This is a genomic window from Cupriavidus sp. R6-3, from assembly GCF_059772245.1.
Map to the genome: position 1 here is coordinate 1 of NZ_JCBAJO010000091.1, position 17,609 is coordinate 17,609.

A 17,609-nucleotide genomic window follows, 5' to 3' on the forward strand; every position below is an offset into this window, starting at 1 on the left:
GCCGACAACTCGCGGATCGCGGCTCGCAAGGCATCGGCCATGGGTCCGGCGGCGAGATGCCCGCCCCCGGATACCACGCGCAGCATGGCGTGTGGCATGACGGCCTGCAGCCGGGCCGCATTACCGGGGCGGCAGACGCGGTCACGCGCGCCGTGCAACAGGATCGTGGGGATGCGGTGCCGCGCCATGGCGGCGGCGCAGCGCAGCAGCGCGGGCTTGCCAAGGCCGCAGCGCCGCTGCAGGTAGTGCGCCTGGATCCGGTACTTGCGCCGCAGGGCGGCGTCGTTCCGGGCGGGATGGGCCGGTCGACGCAGCGCGGCGTGCTCGCCCAGCAGCGCGCGTTCCACCATGCGCCATCGCCGCGCGGTGTCCCGTTGTTGAACACCTGTTCCATTCTGCAGCAGCCGGATGGCGCAACGTTGTTGCGCTTCGGCGGAGCCGCGGCGTGCTTGCGCCGCAGCAAAGTCGGCGCCGCCAGGGGGCAGCACCGACATGCCGCGGGCACGCGCGGCGAACAGCCGCAGGATATCGTCGCGCCCGGTCAGGAAGCTGCCGCGCAACACCAGCCCGGCCACATGCTGCGGCCAGCGCCCCGCGTAGGCCAGCGCCAGCGACGCGCCCCACGAGCCGGCGGCCACATGCCAGCGCTCGATCCCCAGGGTCGTACGCAGTCGTTCGATATCGGCGAGCAGCGCGCCGGTGGTGTTGCGCCTGAGCATGCCGGCCGGGCGCGAGCGGCCCGCGCCGCGCTGATCGGGCAGGATCGCCAGCTGGCGCGCCGGATCGAACCAGCCGGCCATCGACACGGAGCAGCCGCTGCCCGGGCCGCCATGCAGTACCAGCCAGGGATCGCCATCCGGCCGGCCGTGGAGGCGGACGTGCAGGCGGTGCATGTCCGCGGTGCGCAGCCAGAACACGCGGTCTTCAATGCGGTGGGAATCGTGCTGCTGTCGTGCGGTGTCGGGCATGGATGTTGCCTCGGAGTCGATGCGGAAGGGCGGGGCACCGTGCCGCCGCCCGCTCCGACTCGGCAATCACAGTCCGTGCCAAGCAACCACATCGAAGGAGACCTCATGAACTGGACCACGCCCGCCTATACCGATCTTCGCCTCGGCTTCGAGATCACGATGTATATCGCCAATCGCTGACGGTCAGCGTGCAAGCCGGTCCCCGCGCTGGCGGGGACTGTCACACCAAAAGAATAAAACGGGCGCACGGCGCCGCAACACTGCGATGACGACGTTAAGGGTTCTGGGATCGGCTGCGGGAGGGGGCTTTCCGCAGTGGAACTGCAACTGCCCCAATTGCGACGGCGTGCGCCGCGGCGCGGTGTCCGCGGTGCCGCGCACCCAATCCTCGATCGCGCTGACCGAGAACGGCCTGGACTGGCTGCTGGTCAACGCGTCCCCCGACATCCTTGCGCAGATCCGCGCCACGCCGGCCCTGCAGCCCGCGCGCGAGCGGCGCGACACCGGCATCGCGGCCGTTCTGCTGATGGACGCGCAGATCGATCATGTGACCGGGCTGCTGATGCTGCGGGAACATCAGCGCCGCCTGCCGCTGTATGCCACCGAGCCGGTGCTCGCCGATCTGTCGGACGCCTTGCCGCTGGCGCGCGTGCTGTCACACTACTGCGGGCTCGATCGGCATCGGCTGCCGCTCGACGGCGAGCCGCTGCACATCGCGCCGCTGCAGCGAGCGGCCATCACGGCCGTGCCGCTCGACAGCAAGGCGCCACCGTATTCGCCGAACCGCCACGCGCCGCGGCGTGGCGACAATATCGGCCTGCGCATCGTCGACACCGCCACCGGTACGCGCGCGTTCTATGCGCCCGGGCTTGGGCGGATCACGCCGGACCTGATGGAGGAGCTGCGCGGCGCCGATATCGTGCTGGTCGACGGCACCTTCTGGGTCGACGACGAGATGCTGCGGCTGGGCCTGTCGAACAGGACCGCCGCGCAGATGGGTCATCTGGCGCTGTCCGGCGCCGGCGGCATGATCGAGCTGCTGGACGCGTTGCCGGCCTCGCGCAAGATCCTGATCCACATCAACAACACCAATCCGATTCTCGACGAGCGATCGCCGCAGCGCCGCCATCTGGACGCGCGCGGCATCGAGGTCGCCTGGGACGGCATGGAGATCGCGCTATGACGCAGGCCAGCGCCTGGAGCCCGGCCGAGTTCGAATCGCAACTGCGCGCGAAGCAGTCGGGCTACCACATTCACCATCCATTCCATCGCCGCATGGCGGCGGGACAGTGCACCCCCGAGCAGATCCGCGGCTGGGTGGCCAACCGCTTCTACTACCAGGTACGCATCCCGCAGAAGGACGCCGCCATCCTGGCCAACTGCCCTGACCGCGAGACCCGCCGACTGTGGGTCCAACGCATCCTCGACCACGACGGCACCGACAGCGAGCCCGGCGGCATCGAGGCCTGGGTCCGGTTGGGCGAGGCGGTCGGCCTGCCGCGCCAGGCGTTGTGGTCGCACGAACTCGTCGTGCCCGGCGTGCGCTTCGCCGTCGACGCCTACGTCAATTTCGCGCGCAGCGCCTCATGGCAGGAAGCGGTGTGCTCGTCGCTGACGGAGATGTTCGCACCGGAGATCCATCGGCAGCGGCTGGCCGGCTGGCCCGAGCACTACCCCTGGATCGAGCGGGACGGGCTGCATTACTTCCGCACGCGCATTCCGCTCGCCCAGCGCGACGTCGACCATGGCCTGCGCGTGACGCTCGAACATTTCCGCACGCCGGCCGAACAGCGGCGCGCGCTCGAGATCCTTCAGTTCAAGCTCGACGTGCTGTGGTCGATGCTCGATGCCATCGAGAAGGCCTATCCATGACCGCGCCATCCACAGGCACCTGCATGCCGACCCTGCACCGCACGCTCCGCCTGCAATGGGAGGAGGCGCAGCAGGCGTGGGTGCTGCTGTATCCCGAGGGCATGGTCACGCTGAACGAAAGCGCCGCGGCGATCCTGCGCCGCTGCGACGGCTCGCGCACGCTCGACATGCTGATCGACGAACTGCAGGGCGCCTATCACATCGAAGGAATCGCCGCCGAGGTCCATGCCTTTGTCAAACATGCCTTCGAACGCGGCTGGCTCGCCTGAGGCCGGCGTGCGCCCCGGCCCGCCGCTGTGGCTGCTGGCCGAGCTGACCTATCGCTGCCCGCTGCACTGCGCGTTCTGCTCGAATCCGGTCGACTATGCCCGGCACGGCGCGGAGCTGGGCACCGTGCAATGGCTCGACGTGCTGACGCAGGCGAGAGCCCTGGGCGCGGTGCAGCTGGGACTGTCGGGCGGCGAGCCGCTGATGCGCAAGGACCTCGAAGCGATCGTCGCGCATGCCCGCCGGCTCGGCTTCTACATCAACCTGATCACCTCCGGTGTCGGGCTGACCGATGAACGCCTTGGCGCGCTGCGCGAGGCGGGACTCGATCATATCCAGCTGTCGTTCCAGGATTCGACGCGCGAGCTCAACGACTTCCTGTCGAGCACGCGCACCTTCGAGCTGAAGCAGCGCGTGGCGCGCATGATCAAGGCGCACGGCTATCCGATGGTGATGAACTGCGTGCTGCACCGGCACAATCTGCCGCATGTGGGCGCCATCATCGAGATGGCGCTGGAGATGGGCGCCGAATACCTGGAACTGGCCAACACCCAGTACTACGGCTGGGCCTGGCGCAACCGCCTCGCGCTGATGCCCGATGCCGCGCAGCTGCGCGAGGCCGAGGCGGTGGTCGAGCGCTATCGGCTGCGTATCGGTTCTCGTTGCCGCATCCTGTTCGTCGTCCCCGACTATTTCGAGACGCGCCCGAAGAAGTGCATGAACGGGTGGGGCACGACGTTCCTGGGCGTCGCGCCGGACGGCACCGCGCTGCCATGCCACGCCGCGCGCATGCTGCCGGGACTTTCGCTGCCGAACGTCGCCGACATGCCGCTGCGCGACATCTGGTTCGACAGCGAGGCGTTCAACCGCTATCGCGGCACCGCGTGGATGAAGGGCGCGTGCCAATCCTGCGACGAGAAGGAGGCCGATGCCGGCGGCTGCCGCTGCCAGGCATGGCAGCTGACCGGCGATGCCGACGCGACGGACCCGGTCTGCGAGAGGTCGGACGATCACGATCGCGTGCGTGCGATCGTGGCACAGGGGCGGCTGGCCGCCGTGCTGTCCCAGGGGCGCGTGCAGCGGGGCAGGGAGGCGCCGCTGCTGTTCCGTACCGACGCCAATTCGCTGCGACTGAGCGAGCCGTAGCGGACCGCGGCGCATGACATCAAGAAAGGGAGGCGCACCGGCGCCTCTCCTTTTTCCGTATGACGCGGGACCTCGCTCACGCGGGGCCCCGATCGGATCAACCGGCCTCCAGCACCCACGCCGCCAGCTGCCTGGCCTCCTCGTCCTTCAGCGAGGGGTGCGGCGGCATCGGAATCCGCCCCCATACCCCCTTGCCGCCCTCCTGGATCTTGCGGGCCAGCTTGCCGGTGGCCTCGCTGTCACCCTTGTACCTGGCCGCGACCTCGGCGAAGCCGGGGCCGACCAGCTTGCCCTGCATGCCGTGGCAGGAAAAGCAGCCGTTCTTGTCGGCCAGCGCCCTGATGTCCGGGGCCGCCTGCGCCGAGGCGGCGAGGGCCAGGCCGAAGGCGAGGGCAACCGCGCCGCGCGGCGCGATACGTCGAATCCGTTCTTTCAGCATGAATCACCCATTCGAATGCGGCCGGCGCCGTCCCCGCATGCGCCAACACATGCGCCAACACACGCATCAACGCACGCGTCGATGCACACGCTCGCGCGCCGGCCTGTACGGCAAGCGCTCAGACCTTGCTGAGCTTGAACACCCACACCGAGCCGCCTTGCTCGAGGAAGTTGACGCGCTTGGCCACGTCGCCGCCCCACAGCGGCACGGCGCCGCCCCAGCCCGACACCACGGCGATGAACTGCTCGCCGTTTTCTTCCCAGGTGACTGGCGGCGCCACCACGCCGCTGCCGGTCTGGAATTGCCACAGCTCCTTGCCGGTCTTCGCGTCCGCCGCCTTCAGGTAGCCCTCGGGCGTGCCCCAGAACACCAGGCCGCCGCCGGTCGTCATCACGCCGCCCCACAGCGGCGCGTTGTTCTTGACCTCCCAGACGATCTTGCCGGTCTTCGGATCGACGGCGCGCAACGCGCCGATATAGTCGTCGTTCAGCGGCTTGATGGTGAAGCCGGCGCCGAGGAAGGCCGCGCCCTTCTTGTAGGTGATCGGCTCGTTCCAGATGTCCATGCCCCATTCGTTGGCCGGCACATAGAACAGGCCCGTCTGCGGGCTGAACGCCATCGGCTGCTGGTTCTTGCCGCCGAGGAAGCCCGGCGCGGCGAACACCGACTGTCCCTTCTTCTGGTCGGCGGGGTCGCCAGGACGGCTTTCCGCGACGAAGTTGGGCCGGCCGGTCTTCAGGTCGATGTCCTTGGCCCAGGTCACCTTGCGGACGAACGGAAAGGCGTTCAGCACCTTGCCGTTGCTTGCATCGTTGACGTAGAAGAAGCCGTTGCGGTCGGCCTTGCCGCCGACGCGCTTGCCGTCGAGGTCGAAGGTCACGAACTCGTTGACGCCGTCGAAATCCCAGCCGTCGTTCGGCGTGTTCTGGTAATGCCAGACGATCTTGCCGGTGGCAGGATCGATGGCCACCGTCGACGACGAGTAGAGGTTGTCGCCCTTGCGCAGATGGCTGTTCCACGGCCCCGGATTGCCGGTGCCGAAGTAGGCCAGCCCGGTCTTGGGATCGTAGGTGCCGCCGAGCCAGGTCGCCGCGCCGCCGGTCTTCCAGGTTTCGCCCGGCCAGCTGGCGTTCAGGTTACCGGTGATGCCGTTCTCGATCTTGTTGCCCTCGGCGTCGAAGCGATAGCCCATATGCCCTTCGACGGTCGGGCGGATCCACACCAGGCGGCCGGTCCTGGCATCGCGCGCCTCGACGCGGCCGACCACGCCGAACTCGCCCCCCGATACGCCGGTCAGCACCAGTCCCTTGACGATCATCGGCGCCGCCGTGTACGAATAGCCGGCCGCGTAATCGTCGATCTTGTCCTTCCACACCACCTTGCCGGTGTCCTGGTCGAGCGCGACCAGCTGCGCGTCCAGCGTGCCGAAGATGACGAGCTTGTCGTACAGCGCGGCGCCGCGGTTCACCACGTCGCAGCACGGCATGATGCCTTCCGGCAGGCGATGCTCGTACTTCCACAGCTTCGCGCCGGTCTTGACATCCAGCGCGAAGATCCGCGAGTACGAAGCGGTGACGAACATCTTGCCGTTATGGATCAGCGGCTGCGATTCCTGGCCGCGCTGCTTCTCCCCGCCGAACGAGAACGACCACGCCGGCACCAGGCGGGCGACGTTCTTCGTATTGATCCTGGCCAGCGGCGAGAAGCGCTGGCCCTCCGGCCCGATCCCCCACGACAGCACATCACCGGGACTCTTCGCGTCGTTCTCGATCATCGCGTCCGTCACGGCGGCCCGCGCGGCGAAGCTGGTCACGCACGCGGCGGCCAGCACCAGCACCTTCAACTTGCTCATCGTTTGCTCCTCTCTCTTTTTGTCGATGATCGGCTTCGATCATCGGTTTCGATCAACCCTGTCGCGGATTTCCCGGTGGTTCTTCCACAGGCGCGGCACAGGCCGATCGGCGATGCCGCGCCGGTGCGCCAATCCGCAATTCGCGTGCCACGCCGGCCGTGAAAAATTCCCGTTGCTTGCGAACCCTTTTCGCCGCGATCGCGCGCGCGGATGCGCCATACCGGGCCGTACCGCGCCACCGCGCAACAACGCTGTCGCGGAATGGAGCATCCCTCGCGGGTACCAGCGGCACGGTTCATGGCACCAGAGCCTCCCGTTCATAGGCCGGGTACAGGTGCGTGACGTTGCGCAGGTATTCGGCCGGCATCGCGGCCCAGCCCGAGTACGGCGCCGGCACCGGCATCGCGATGACCTCGGCGAGATCGCGGCCTTCGCGGGCCGCCTGGCGCAGCCGGGCGTCGAGCCAGCGCAGGTAGTCGCGCGTCTGCGCGATCGCATCGGCGCCGTCGAGCGCAGGGCCATGGCTTGGCACCAGCAGGCGCAATCCGTCCTCGCGCATCCGGCGTTCCAGCACGTCGAGGCTGGCGAGCCAGCGGGGAATGTCGGCGTGCGGCGTGGTCGGGATGCGCGAGCGGAAGGCCAGGCCGCCGGCGAACATCACGCGCGCGGTATGGTCGATCAGCACCAGATCGTCGCCGGTATGGCCCTGCAGGCGCAGCAGCTCGAATCGATGGCGTCCGATCGTGCGCGGTCCCGGCTCGATGGTCGTGACGGGCGGCGCCGGTTCGGTGCCCGCCATCCAGTCGCCGCAGAGCCGATACAGGTTGTCGGCATACGCGCCGGCCTCGCGCGCCGCGCCGGCGACGGTACCGGCCAGCGCGGCCGGACTGGCGTCGGCATAGGCCTGGTTGCCGAAGAAGTAGTCGGGATGCAGGTTCAGGTTCAGCACCAGGCGGACCGGGGCCTTCGTCACCCTGGCGATCGCCGCGCGCTGCTGCTCACCGTAGCGCCGCGACGGCCCCGTATTGACGACGACCACGCCGTCGCCGGTATCGATGAAGGCCGTATTGATGATGTTGCAGCCGTTGCCGACGGCGAAGTCGGCATTCGCCCCTTCAAACAGCCAGATGCCGTCGCCGATATCGCGCGGCGCGAGGCGGTAGTCGGGCGGCCGCAGCGCCCCTGCTGCGGGGTCGTCGCCGAATGCCGGCGCGGGAAGCAGCAGGGCCATCGACAGGGCGATCGACAGGGCGATCGACAGGGAGAACGGCAGGGAGAACGGCAAGCCAAACAGCTGGGCAATCGGCACGGCGAGCGCGGCCAACAGGCGCCTCATGGCAGCACCCGCGCGTCGATACGGTTGCCGTTGTTGTCGCGGCCGGTCACCGCCAGCGGCTGCGGCGCCGGCTCGCGCAGGTCGAAGGAGAAGATCGGGTTCTCCGACACGGGCTCGTGCAGCTCGAGCGTGCCGAGCGGTTCGCGACGGCCGTCGACGAGCGCCAGCTGCTCGATATGGAAGGCGGGAATGCCCGCCACCAGGCCGGTGTCCATCGGATGCATCACGCGGACCCGGATCCGGCCGCCGCCGCCATCGAGCGCGGCAAAGCGCCGGGCCTCGACCCGGTTCAGCGTCACGCTCCACGAGCCGTCCTTGCGCGTCACGCCCGGCACCGTGCAGCCGCCGCCGGCGGCGTCGACCAGCAGGCCGCCGACATGCCAGACGCCATCGCGGGTGCGGGCCGCGACCCGTACCGGGGAGCCCTGTTCCAGCTTGAAGCGGAACGACAGCGCCGGCTTGAGCTTGCCCGGCGTGAACGCCAGCACCTTGCGGATCGGATTGCGGTCGACCCCGACCACGACCCGGTCCACTTCGCCCAGCGCCGAGGCGTCGAAGGCGATCGGCACGTTCAGCGCGTCTTCGGCGAAGGCGGGACCGACGACCTTCACGCGCGCGTCGAACACCGCGGGCGCGTTGCCCAGCATCTCGCCGCGCAGCGTGGGCCATTGCGGCGAGGCGAACGGGTCGGCATCGGCGGCCGCACGCGCCAGCGCCGACGCCAGGGCCAGCAGCGTCCCGAGCCACGCACGGCTTTGCCTGCCATGACGGCGCGGCACGACAGGCGGCCTCACGCCCGTTTTCCCAGCGGCCTTGCCATGCCGCGCTGCGGGTCGTAGCCGAGCAGCGCCACGCCGAAGAACAGGCAGGCGCAGGCCGCCACCACCGCGACGCTGCCCCAGGCCGCCTGCCCGTACAGCGCGAAGCGGATCGCCTCGACCGCATGCGTGAAGGGGTTGATCCGCGCCAGCTGGTGGATCGGCTCGGCCCCGGATTCCTCGAGCTTCCACAGCGGATACAGCGCGGTGCTGATGAAGAACATCGGGAAGATCACGAAGTTCATCATGCCGGCGAAGTTCTCCAACTGCCGCACATGCACCGACAGCGCGAGGCCGAGCGCGCCGAGCATCAGCGCGGCCAGCGTCATCGCCGCGAACAGCATAGGCAGCGCGGCATACGCGATCGGTACGTCGAACAGCACGGCGACCAGCAGGAACGCCGCCATCTGCAGCAGCGACAGCAGCGCACCGGCCGCGAGCTTGCACGCCAGCAACCAGGGCCGCGGCAGCGGGGCCGTCAGCAGCAGCCGCATCACGCCCATTTCGCGGTCGTAGACCATCGCCAGCGAGGATTGCATGCCGTTGAACAGCGCGATCATCGCCAGCAGGCCGGGGGTCAGATAAACCTTGTATTCGACATAGGTGTCGTAGGGCGGAATGATGGCGACGCCGAACACGTTCTGGAAGCCCGCGCCGAATACCAGGAACCACAGCAGCGGCCGCACCAGCGACGAGATCAGGCGGCCGGGCTGGCGCAGGAACTTGCGCAGCTCGCGGCCCGCGACCGCGCGCAGCGCGCGCCAGCGATGGAGCAGGGGAGAGATGGAGGTCATCATGGCGGCAGGCTGTCAGCGGCGGCACGCGGTCTCGGGCGCGTCCGCGCCCAGCGTGTCGAGGTTGTTCCTGGGATGCAGGAAGCCGTCGAGCGGGGCGACCGCCGCCACGCCGTCGGGATGCGCAAGAAACACCGGCTGGCGCAGCTGCCCGTCCCAGGGCCGGAAACTCAGGCGCGGGCCCTTGAAGCCATCGATGACGACATCGCCGGAGACCAGGCTCCGGGCCTGCTCGGCAAACGGCGCCTTCGGCGCGCGCGTGGCCGCTTCGACGACAGCCTTGACCGCGACCCAGCCGGCCCAGTCGTGCCCGCTCATCGGCCTGCCGGCGGCCTTGAGGAAGCGCCGGTTCAATTGCGGGCCGCCGTGGCGCTCCCAGGCCCGGTGCCACGCCATCGCGGTCAGGCCGTTGGCGCCCGCCACCGGGCGCGGCAGTTGCGTGGCGTACGGCAGCGTGCGCGCGAACTCGCCGTCGGCATCGGCGACCACCACGACGTCGTGATCCGGGCCGCCCGTCAGCAGCCGGACGTTGGCCAGCTCCCGTTCACGCGGATCGTTCGACAGACGGAAGTCCCGCTGCGCGGCCCAGGCGATCCCGAAGCGCCGGGCCGCCTGCAGATAGAGCGCCTGCCACGCGCGATCCTCCGGCGCGGGGCCCGTCAGCAGCAGCGCCTTGCGCCATTTGCGCGCGGCCAGCGCCTGCATCAGCGCGTCGGCCTGCATGCGCCGGCTCGGCAGTGTGTGCAGCAGGTGCTGCGCGCAGGCTTGCCCGCGCAGCGCGTCGTCGTCGGACGAGACGTTCAGCAGCAAGGCCTCGCCGGGCTTTACCGCGCGGGTCGCCGCGCGCACGGCGTCGGCGGGGAGATCGAGCACGATGTAGCGGATGCCCTGGCGCGCCAGCATGGCGGCCGTCTGTGCCGCCCCCTCGGCGTCGCGCGCTTCGGCGGCCTCGAGCTTTAGCGCCAGCCCCGCGGCCTCGAGCGCAAGGCGGGATTCGGCCGCGGCCACGCGCATGCCGTCGAATGGCCTGCCCTCGGGGTGGCCGGGATAGCGCTGCTCCAGCCGTCTGGACTCGTAGCGCGGATCGTCGCCCAGGCTGACGACGCCGATGCGCAGCTCGGCCGCGCCAGCGCGCGCCGCAGCCGTTGCCGCAGCGGCTCGTGTAGCCGTCGATATGCCGGCCAGCAACACGCACACGGCGAGCGGACGCAGCAACGCGAGCCTAGTCATCGATCGCCACCGAATGCGGTACGCGCCCGGCCTTCAGCGTCGCCACCGCCTTGGCACGCGCGGTGTCGACCACGCTGACGTCGTCGGACATGCCGTTGGTCACGTACAGCAGCGCATCGCCGCGCGTCAGCGCCACCCCCCACGCGCGCCGGCCAACCAGCACGTAGTCGAGCACGCGCCGCGCGGCGACATCGACCACCGCCACATGGTTGGCCCGCCCGAGGGCGACATAGGCGCGCCTGCCGTCGCGCGACAGGGCCAGCCCTACCGGCGTCACGTCGTCGGCACGAAACCCCTTCGGCGCGAAGGTCAGCACGTGCGCGACCTGCAGCGTGTCGGTGCGGATGATCGACACGCTGGCGGCGAGCTCGTTGCTGACCCACAGCTCCTTGCCGTCGGGCGACAGCGCGAAGCGCCGCGGCCGGTTGCCGACGGGGATATGGCGAACGATCTTGCGGCTGTCCACGTCGATCACATGGACGAGATTGGCCACTTCGGAGGCCACGTAGACACGCTTGCCGTCGGCGCTGACCTTGACACCCTCCGGTTCATCGCCGACGGCCACCGAGAAGCGCTTCTGCCCGGTCGCAGTGTCGACCGCGGTCAGCAGGGACTCTTCCTCGTTGGAGACATAGAGCGTCCTGCCGTCCGGGCTCAGGTCGAACATTTCCGGGTCGTCGCCGACGCGCAGCGCGGCCAGCGTCTTGCGCGTGCGGACGTCGACCACATCGACGCGATCGTCGTCGCTGCAGGCGACATAGAGCCGCGTGCGGTCGGGCGACAACTGCAGATGGCGCGGCCGGCGGCACTGCGGCAGCACGGCGGACACCTGCCGGCTGGCCGCGTCGTAGAACGTCAGGCTGCCGTCCTTCTCGCTGGAAACGATGACCTGGCCGCCGCCGGCGGGGTATGCCGTCTCGGACCACCCGGCCAGCACCAGCACGGCGGTCGCGACCAGGGTGGCACCGACGACCCAGCGGATACGCGGTACCGGTGGCAGGTGGCTCATGGCGATGCCTCCGAGGCGGTCAGGGCCAGGAAGGCCCGTTCGAGGTCGTGCTGCGTGGTGGCGGCGCACAGCATCGCCGGCGTGCCGTCGAAGCGGACCGTGCCCCGGTGCAGCACGACGACACGGTCGCAGGCGGCGATCTCCTGGACCAGGTGCGTGGCCCACAGCACCGCGGTGGATTGTTCGGCGGCAAGGCGGCGGGCCTCGTCGACGATCTGCGCGCGCGAGGCCGGATCGAGTCCGACCGTCGCCTCGTCCATCAGCAGCAGCGCCGGCTCGTGCAGCAGCGCGCGGGCCAGTTCGACCTTGCGGCGGTTGCCGCCCGACAGCGCGCGCACCGGCGCGCGTTCGCGCTCGGCAAGCCCGAAGTGCGCGAGCAAGGCGGCGATGCGCGGCAAGGACTGCCGCCGGGCAAGGCCATGCAGGTCGGCATGGAACAGCAGGTTGTCGCGCACCGACAGGTCCAGATCGATCGCCGGCTGCTGGAAGACGATGCCGAGCCGGGCCAGCGCGCGGGCCGGATGCTCCCGCATGTCGGCGCCCATCACCTCGGCCCGGCCGGCATCCGCGACGAACAACCCGGTCAGGATCTGGAACAGCGTGGTCTTGCCGGCGCCGTTCGGCCCGAGCAGCGCAACGAATTCGCCGGGGCGAACCGACAGCGATACGCCATCGAGCGCCGCCTGCCTGCCGAAGCGCTTGACCAGCCCGTCGCAGCGCAGCGCCGGGGCGGTATCGCCAGTTGCTTCGCTCGATTCGGCATCCGCCCGCATCGCCGCCGCCAGGGTGGGGCTCATCACGATGGCTCCTTGCCGGCGGCCAGGCCCAGCCGTTGCGCGAACTCGCGCTCGCGCGCCCACACGCCGCGCAGATAGGCCTCGTACCGCTCGGTATCGAGATACGTCAGTTCCTGGTCGTACCTGGCCAGTTCGGCCAGATGCCGGGGGTGGCGCATGGCGCGGGCGAAGGCGTCGTGCAGCCGGCGCACGACGCGCGGGTCGGTGCCCCGCGGCACGCCGATGCCATAGGGCGAGTTGTGGACCGCGTCGGGATAGCCGAGCTCCTTCATGGTCGGCACGTCGGGCCAGCGGGGCGAGCGGTGTTCGCTGAACAGGGCCAGCAGCCGCAGGCGCCCGCTGTCGACATAGGGCGCGAAGCCGGTCGCGCTGACGCCCGCCATCAACGCACCGCCGGCGACCGCCAGCATCTGGTCGGCGATGCCGCGGTAGGGCACATGCAGATAGCGGACGCGGTTGCGGCCGAGCACGTCCTCGATCGCCAGATGCGGCGTGGTGCCGATGCCGGAGGAGCCCACCGTCAGCGCGCCGGGATGGGCCTGTCCCCAGGCGACCAGGTCGCCGAAGCTGCGGAACGGGCTGTCGGCCGGCACCACCACGCCGAAGGTATAGCCGGAGATCATCACCACCGGCTGGATATCGCGCAGCGGCTGCCATGTCGTCTTCTGCTGGTGCGGCAGCCGGTAGACGGTCACCGGCAACTGGCCGATGGTGTAGCCATCCGGCTTTGCCGCGGCAAGCAGCGCGCCGACCAGGGCACCGCCGGCGCCGGCGCGGTTCTCGACCACCACCGGCTGGCCGAGCTCGTGCCCGACCAGTTCGGCCAATACCCGCATCGACAGATCGGTGGCGCCGCCCGCGGGCCAGGGCACGATCATCGTCAGCGGGTGCGCGGGGTAGCCGGCGGCCGGATTGGCGCCCGCGCCGGGCGTGACGGTTGTGGCCGCCATGGCCGGAAGCGCCGCGCGCGCGGCCAGCGCGCCAAGCGCGATCGTCAGCGCGCGGCGCCCTGGCATCGGAAGGATCGGCGCGGGCGCCATCACGCGGCGAGGTCGGGATAGTCGACGGTTGCCCGTTGCGGCGGCACCGCGGCGAGCCGGTCGGCCTCCTCGGCGGTGAACAGCCGCGAACGGGTCAGGAAGCGCATGCCGGTGGCGCGTTCGATCGAGAACATGCCGCCATTGCCGGGCACCACGTCGATGATCAGCTGCGTGTGCCGCCAGTATTCGAACTGCGATTCGCTCATGTAGAACGGTGCGCCACCGATCTCGCCGAGCTTGATGTCGCTGCCGCCGACCAGGAACTCGCCGCGCGGAAAACACATCGGCGCGCTGCCGTCGCAGCAGCCGCCGGACTGGTGGAACAGGATGGGGCCGTGGTCACCGGTCAGCTGCGCGATCAGCGCGAGCGCGGCGTCGGTGGCGATCACGCGTGGGGGCAGGGGGGTATGCATGGTCGGAATCCACAAAGATGCCGTCGTCCGCGCGAAGCCGGGAGCCCGGCGTCCCTGCCGCTTGCGGCGGCACAGGACGCCAGGATCCGGCCTGGCGAGGGCGACGGCCGTTGCCAGGCCCGTCGGTCAGAAGAAGCCGAGCGCGTTCGGGCTGTAGCTGACCAGCAGGTTCTTGGTCTGCTGGTAGTGGTCCAGCATCATCTTGTGGTTCTCGCGTCCGATGCCCGATTGCTTGTAGCCGCCGAACGCCGCGTGGGCCGGGTAGGCGTGATAGCAGTTGGTCCACACGCGGCCCGCCTGGATCGCGCGGCCGAAGCGGTAGGCCCGCGTGCCGTCGCGCGTCCACACGCCGGCGCCGAGGCCATACAGCGTGTCGTTGGCGATCTCGAGCGCCTCTTCCTCGGTCTTGAAGGTGGTCACCGATACCACCGGCCCGAAGATCTCCTCCTGGAAGATGCGCATCTTGTTGTGGCCGCGGAAGACGGTCGGCTTGATGTAGTAGCCGTTCTCCAGGCCATTGCCCAGTTGCGCGCGTTCGCCGCCGGTCAGCAGCTGCGCGCCTTCCTGCTTGCCCAGGTCGATGTACGACAGGATCTTCTCGAGCTGTTCCTGCGAGGCCTGCGCGCCGATCATCGTGCTGCGGTCCAGCGGATGGCCTTGCTTGATCGACTCGACACGCTTGATGGCCCGCTCCATGAAGCGGTCGTAGACCGATTCCTGGATCAGCGCGCGCGACGGGCAGGTACAGACCTCGCCCTGGTTCAGCGCGAACATCGCGAAGCCTTCCAGCGCCTTGTCGAAGAAGGCGTCGTCCTTGTCGAGCACGTCGGCGAAGAAGATGTTCGGGCTCTTGCCGCCGAGCTCCAGCGTGACCGGAATCAGGTTCTGGCTGGCGTATTGCATGATCAGCCGGCCGGTGGTGGTCTCGCCGGTGAAGGCGATCTTGGCGATGCGCTTGTTCGAGGCCAGCGGCTTGCCGGCCTCGAGGCCGAAGCCATTGACGACGTTGAGCACGCCCGGCGGCAACAGGTCGCCGATGATCTCCAGCAGCACCATGATCGAGGCCGGGGTCTGCTCGGCGGGCTTGAGCACGACGCAGTTGCCGGCGGCAAGCGCGGGCGCCAGCTTCCACGTCGCCATCAGCAGCGGGAAATTCCAAGGGATGATCTGGCCGACCACGCCCAGCGGCTCATGGAAGTGATAGGCGATGGTGTCGTGGTCGATCTCCGAGATGCCGCCTTCCTGGGCGCGCACCGCGCCGGCGAAATAGCGGAAATGATCGATCGCCAGCGGCAAGTCGGCGGCCATGGTCTCGCGCAGCGGTTTGCCGTTGTCGATCGTCTCGGCGACGGCGAGGCGCTTCAGGTTGGCCTCCATGCGATCGGCAATGCGGTTCAGCACGTTGGCGCGCTCGGCCGGCGAGGTGCGCGCCCAGGCCGCCTTGGCCGCATGCGCGGCGTCCAGCGCCAGCTCGATATCGTCGGCATTGGAGCGGGCGATCTTGCAGAACGCCTGGCCGGTGACGGGCGACAGATTGTTGAAGTACTGTCCCGATTGCGGCGGCACCCACTTGCCGCCGATGAAGTTGTCGTAGGACGCCTTGTACGGGAATTCGATATCGAGGAATTTCAGTTCCGCATGGTTCATGGTGGTGTCTCCTGACGAATCGTCTGTCTTGCGTTTGTCTTGCGGTTGCGCTGCTGTCTTGGCGACCGGGTGTCCGGTCAGTCCGCTTCCCTCAGCGCAAGGAGCGTGCCATTTGCCGGCCGCCGTTTTTCGGCATGGTTCGCCCGTGATGCGCGCCCGCACTGTTGCGTCGCTAATCGCGGCCCTGTCCCCGGTGTCCCGAAATGGAGCAATCGCACTGCGGCCGGCGATCAACGGTCCGCGATCAAGGGGCCATGGCCAACGGTCCCGCGGTCTGCGGTTCCGCCTTCAGTCAAGGCCGTGCTCGCGCGCATAGCGGTACATCTCGACGACGTTGGCCAGTCCCAGCTTCTTGCGGATCAGCGTCTGGTAATTGGCGATTGTCTTGGTGCTCAGGTAGAGCTGCGCGGCGATGTCCTCGAGCGCGATACCGCGCACCAGCAGGCGGAACAGATCGAACTCGCGCGGCGACAGGCGCATGTGCGGCAGCGCCTTCGGGTCTCCCTCGCCGGCGAGGCCGGCGATATCGTCCGACAGCGGCCGCTCGCCGGCCGCGACGCGATGCACCGCGTCGACCAGCAGGTCCGGTGCGCTGCTCTTGGTCAGATAGCCGTCCGCTCCCGCGCGCAGCGCCTGCGCGACGATGGCTGGGCTGTCATGCATGCTGAAGACCAGCACGCGCAGGGCGGGCACGCGCGCCTTCAGGCAGCGCAGCACTTCGAGCCCGCCGCGGCCCGGCATCGACAGGTCCAGCACCAGCACGTCGGCAGGGTGGCGGCTGAGCCAGAGATAGGCGGCATCGCCGTCGGCGAACTCCCCGACGACCTGCAGGCGCTCGTCCAGCTCCAGCAGGCGGCGGTAGCCGGTCCGCACGACGGCATGGTCGTCGGCGAGTACGACGCGCAGCGGCATCATCAGGCCAGCTCCGGCAGGCAGCCGTGGCCGGGGGCGCCGGCGCGGGTCGTGATGTCTGGCGCATGCACCGCCGCAACGGCCGCACCCTTCGAAATCGTCGCGACGGCGGCAGGTGCCGCCAGCGCGCCAGGGAAACGCGCAAGCAGCTTCAGCCCGGGCTGCGTTTCGCCGGGCCGCGAGGCGCCCAGCTCCAGCTCGCCCCCATGGGCCCACACCCGTTCCCGCATGCCGCCCAGTCCGCAGCCGGCCTCGAGCGCGGCGCCGAGGTCGGCGATGCCGCGGCCGTCGTCCTCGACGCACCAGACGATATCGCCGGCGGCGTTGGCGGCCACGCGGGCCTGAACCGTCCCGGCGCCGGCGTGCCGTACCGCGTTGGTCAGGGCCTCCTGCGTCATGCGGTAGAGCGCCAGTGCCAGCGCCGGCGGTACCGCCACCGCGCCGAGCTCTATCTCCAGGCGAAAGTCCGTGCGCGAGTCCGGCTGCGTGCGCCACCCTTGCAGCAAGTCCTGCAGCATCCGAGCCAGCGGCACCGGCCCGTTGCCCGGCTGCGTGCCATGCGGCCGCAGCCGATGCAGCAGCGAGCGGACATCCTGCTGGATGCGCGCGCCATGCTGCGACAGCCCGTCGGCCACGCCGCGCAGCCCGGCGTCATGCGCCAGCCGGCGCGACAGGTAGGCGGCGTCGGCCCGCATCGCGGTCAACGTCTGGCCAAGCTCGTCGTGCAGTTCGCGCGCGATGCGCGCCCGCTCGTGCTCCTGCGCATCGAGCAGCCGCAGGCTCAACGCGCGACGGGAAGCCTCCGCCTGCGCCAGCGCCGCGGCGAGCTGCTGCAACGCCCGGCGGATGGCGTCAAGCTCGGCGATCCGGGTCGGGGGCAGCGCCGCATCGTATTCGGCGTGCTCGTATCGGCGGATTGCCGCCAGCATCCCGCGCAGCGGGGCCAGCGCCCGTCGTGCCGACCAGGCGATGCCGGCGAACAGCAGCGCGCTGTACAGCATCAACGTGGCCAGCTGGCCGGCAAAGGTGTTCAGCGCCTCGCTTTCCTCGCTGCGCGGATTCCAGTCCA

General features: G+C 69.6%; 19 protein-coding genes. 5 read left to right on the forward strand and 14 right to left on the reverse strand.

Annotated features, from left to right (window positions below; all coding sequences use genetic code 11):
* Window positions 1-968: alpha/beta fold hydrolase (locus tag AC6EI8_RS15010; protein WP_498382272.1), on the reverse strand; the 968-nt coding region annotated here is incomplete at its 3' end.
* Window positions 969-1,073: 105 nt separating this feature from the next.
* On the opposite strand from AC6EI8_RS15010, the gene pqqA reads away from it, so the two are divergent.
* From pqqA to pqqE, 5 genes are all read left to right on the forward strand, one after another.
* Window positions 1,074-1,148, forward strand: a complete 75-nt coding sequence (gene pqqA, locus AC6EI8_RS15015; RefSeq protein WP_006578070.1) for a pyrroloquinoline quinone precursor peptide PqqA — start codon at window positions 1,074-1,076, stop codon at window positions 1,146-1,148.
* An 85-nt stretch (window positions 1,149-1,233) separates the two neighbouring features.
* Window positions 1,234-2,151, forward strand: a complete 918-nt coding sequence (pqqB, locus tag AC6EI8_RS15020; RefSeq protein WP_498382273.1) for a pyrroloquinoline quinone biosynthesis protein PqqB — start codon at window positions 1,234-1,236, stop codon at window positions 2,149-2,151.
* Entirely contained in the window at window positions 2,148-2,840 is a 693-nt protein-coding gene (gene pqqC / locus AC6EI8_RS15025) for a pyrroloquinoline-quinone synthase PqqC (RefSeq protein ID WP_498382274.1), read from the forward strand. The genes pqqB and pqqC overlap by 4 nt, the downstream gene beginning before the upstream one ends.
* 23 nt (window positions 2,841-2,863) lie before the next feature.
* Complete coding sequence (gene pqqD, locus AC6EI8_RS15030; RefSeq protein ID WP_190286398.1) at window positions 2,864-3,109, forward strand: pyrroloquinoline quinone biosynthesis peptide chaperone PqqD; 246 nt, start codon at window positions 2,864-2,866, stop codon at window positions 3,107-3,109.
* On the forward strand, window positions 3,081-4,253 hold the full coding sequence (gene pqqE / locus AC6EI8_RS15035) for a pyrroloquinoline quinone biosynthesis protein PqqE (protein ID WP_498382275.1): 1,173 nt from the start codon (window positions 3,081-3,083) through the stop codon (window positions 4,251-4,253). The genes pqqD and pqqE overlap by 29 nt, the downstream gene beginning before the upstream one ends.
* A 97-nt stretch (window positions 4,254-4,350) precedes the next feature.
* On the opposite strand, the gene AC6EI8_RS15040 is transcribed toward pqqE, so the two are convergent.
* The 13 genes from AC6EI8_RS15040 to AC6EI8_RS15100 form a co-directional block, all read right to left on the reverse strand.
* Window positions 4,351-4,692, reverse strand: a complete 342-nt coding sequence (locus AC6EI8_RS15040) for a c-type cytochrome (RefSeq protein WP_498382276.1) — start codon at window positions 4,690-4,692, stop codon at window positions 4,351-4,353.
* Window positions 4,693-4,810: 118 nt separating this feature from the next.
* Window positions 4,811-6,544 (reverse strand): PQQ-dependent methanol/ethanol family dehydrogenase, encoded by a 1,734-nt coding sequence (locus AC6EI8_RS15045; protein ID WP_498382277.1) that lies wholly within the window; start codon window positions 6,542-6,544, stop codon window positions 4,811-4,813.
* Window positions 6,545-6,839: 295 nt separating this feature from the next.
* On the reverse strand, window positions 6,840-7,775 hold the full coding sequence (locus AC6EI8_RS15050) for a quinoprotein relay system zinc metallohydrolase 1 (RefSeq protein ID WP_498382284.1): 936 nt from the start codon (window positions 7,773-7,775) through the stop codon (window positions 6,840-6,842).
* Window positions 7,776-7,876: 101 nt separating this feature from the next.
* The gene (locus AC6EI8_RS15055; protein ID WP_498382285.1) at window positions 7,877-8,659 is read right to left on the reverse strand and encodes a quinoprotein dehydrogenase-associated SoxYZ-like carrier; all 783 of its coding nucleotides are present in this window, start codon (window positions 8,657-8,659) and stop codon (window positions 7,877-7,879) included.
* 11 nt (window positions 8,660-8,670) lie between these two features.
* A complete protein-coding gene (locus AC6EI8_RS15060; protein WP_395896335.1) occupies window positions 8,671-9,495 on the reverse strand; it encodes an ABC transporter permease in 825 nt (274 codons plus the stop codon).
* A 12-nt stretch (window positions 9,496-9,507) separates the two neighbouring features.
* The gene (locus tag AC6EI8_RS15065; protein ID WP_498382278.1) at window positions 9,508-10,722 is read right to left on the reverse strand and encodes an ABC transporter substrate-binding protein; all 1,215 of its coding nucleotides are present in this window, start codon (window positions 10,720-10,722) and stop codon (window positions 9,508-9,510) included.
* Window positions 10,715-11,731 carry a PQQ-dependent catabolism-associated beta-propeller protein gene (locus tag AC6EI8_RS15070; protein WP_149318734.1) on the reverse strand — a complete coding sequence of 339 codons (1,017 nt, stop codon included), beginning with the start codon at window positions 11,729-11,731 and terminating at the stop codon, window positions 10,715-10,717. The genes AC6EI8_RS15065 and AC6EI8_RS15070 overlap by 8 nt, the downstream gene beginning before the upstream one ends.
* Window positions 11,728-12,504 carry an ABC transporter ATP-binding protein gene (locus AC6EI8_RS15075; protein WP_150084034.1) on the reverse strand — a complete coding sequence of 259 codons (777 nt, stop codon included), beginning with the start codon at window positions 12,502-12,504 and terminating at the stop codon, window positions 11,728-11,730. The genes AC6EI8_RS15070 and AC6EI8_RS15075 overlap by 4 nt, the downstream gene beginning before the upstream one ends.
* Before the next feature lie 23 nt (window positions 12,505-12,527).
* Entirely contained in the window at window positions 12,528-13,478 is a 951-nt protein-coding gene (locus AC6EI8_RS15080; RefSeq protein WP_223819739.1) for a tripartite tricarboxylate transporter substrate binding protein, read from the reverse strand.
* A gap of 89 nt (window positions 13,479-13,567) precedes the next feature.
* Window positions 13,568-13,981, reverse strand: coding sequence for a DUF779 domain-containing protein (locus AC6EI8_RS15085; protein ID WP_498382279.1), 414 nt, complete (start codon window positions 13,979-13,981; stop codon window positions 13,568-13,570).
* A 126-nt stretch (window positions 13,982-14,107) separates the two neighbouring features.
* Window positions 14,108-15,628 (reverse strand): aldehyde dehydrogenase, encoded by a 1,521-nt coding sequence (gene adh, locus AC6EI8_RS15090; protein WP_498382280.1) that lies wholly within the window; start codon window positions 15,626-15,628, stop codon window positions 14,108-14,110.
* 288 nt (window positions 15,629-15,916) lie between these two features.
* A complete protein-coding gene (locus AC6EI8_RS15095) occupies window positions 15,917-16,543 on the reverse strand; it encodes a response regulator transcription factor (RefSeq protein WP_498382281.1) in 627 nt (208 codons plus the stop codon).
* On the reverse strand, window positions 16,543-17,609 hold a 1,067-nt coding region (locus AC6EI8_RS15100), incomplete at its 5' end, for a sensor histidine kinase (protein ID WP_498382282.1). The genes AC6EI8_RS15100 and AC6EI8_RS15095, both read right to left, overlap by 1 nt.

Excerpts from the sequence above, each read along its gene's own strand:
- pqqE (WP_498382275.1), top strand. The coding sequence starts at position 3,081 with ATGCCTTCGAACGCGGCTGGCTCGCCTGAGGCCGGCGTGCGCCCCGGC.
- AC6EI8_RS15040 (WP_498382276.1), bottom strand. The coding sequence starts at position 4,692 with ATGCTGAAAGAACGGATTCGACGTATCGCGCCGCGCGGCGCGGTTGCC.
- AC6EI8_RS15060 (WP_395896335.1), bottom strand. The coding sequence starts at position 9,495 with ATGATGACCTCCATCTCTCCCCTGCTCCATCGCTGGCGCGCGCTGCGC.
- pqqD (WP_190286398.1), top strand. The coding sequence starts at position 2,864 with ATGCCGACCCTGCACCGCACGCTCCGCCTGCAATGGGAGGAGGCGCAG.
- AC6EI8_RS15050 (WP_498382284.1), bottom strand. The coding sequence starts at position 7,775 with ATGGCCCTGCTGCTTCCCGCGCCGGCATTCGGCGACGACCCCGCAGCA.
- AC6EI8_RS15045 (WP_498382277.1), bottom strand. The coding sequence starts at position 6,544 with ATGAGCAAGTTGAAGGTGCTGGTGCTGGCCGCCGCGTGCGTGACCAGC.
- AC6EI8_RS15095 (WP_498382281.1), bottom strand. The coding sequence starts at position 16,543 with ATGATGCCGCTGCGCGTCGTACTCGCCGACGACCATGCCGTCGTGCGG.
- AC6EI8_RS15075 (WP_150084034.1), bottom strand. The coding sequence starts at position 12,504 with ATGCGGGCGGATGCCGAATCGAGCGAAGCAACTGGCGATACCGCCCCG.
- AC6EI8_RS15065 (WP_498382278.1), bottom strand. The coding sequence starts at position 10,722 with ATGACTAGGCTCGCGTTGCTGCGTCCGCTCGCCGTGTGCGTGTTGCTG.
- adh (WP_498382280.1), bottom strand. The coding sequence starts at position 15,628 with ATGAACCATGCGGAACTGAAATTCCTCGATATCGAATTCCCGTACAAG.
- AC6EI8_RS15070 (WP_149318734.1), bottom strand. The coding sequence starts at position 11,731 with ATGAGCCACCTGCCACCGGTACCGCGTATCCGCTGGGTCGTCGGTGCC.
- pqqC (WP_498382274.1), top strand. The coding sequence starts at position 2,148 with ATGACGCAGGCCAGCGCCTGGAGCCCGGCCGAGTTCGAATCGCAACTG.
- pqqB (WP_498382273.1), top strand. The coding sequence starts at position 1,234 with ATGACGACGTTAAGGGTTCTGGGATCGGCTGCGGGAGGGGGCTTTCCG.
- AC6EI8_RS15085 (WP_498382279.1), bottom strand. The coding sequence starts at position 13,981 with ATGCATACCCCCCTGCCCCCACGCGTGATCGCCACCGACGCCGCGCTC.
- AC6EI8_RS15080 (WP_223819739.1), bottom strand. The coding sequence starts at position 13,478 with ATGGCGGCCACAACCGTCACGCCCGGCGCGGGCGCCAATCCGGCCGCC.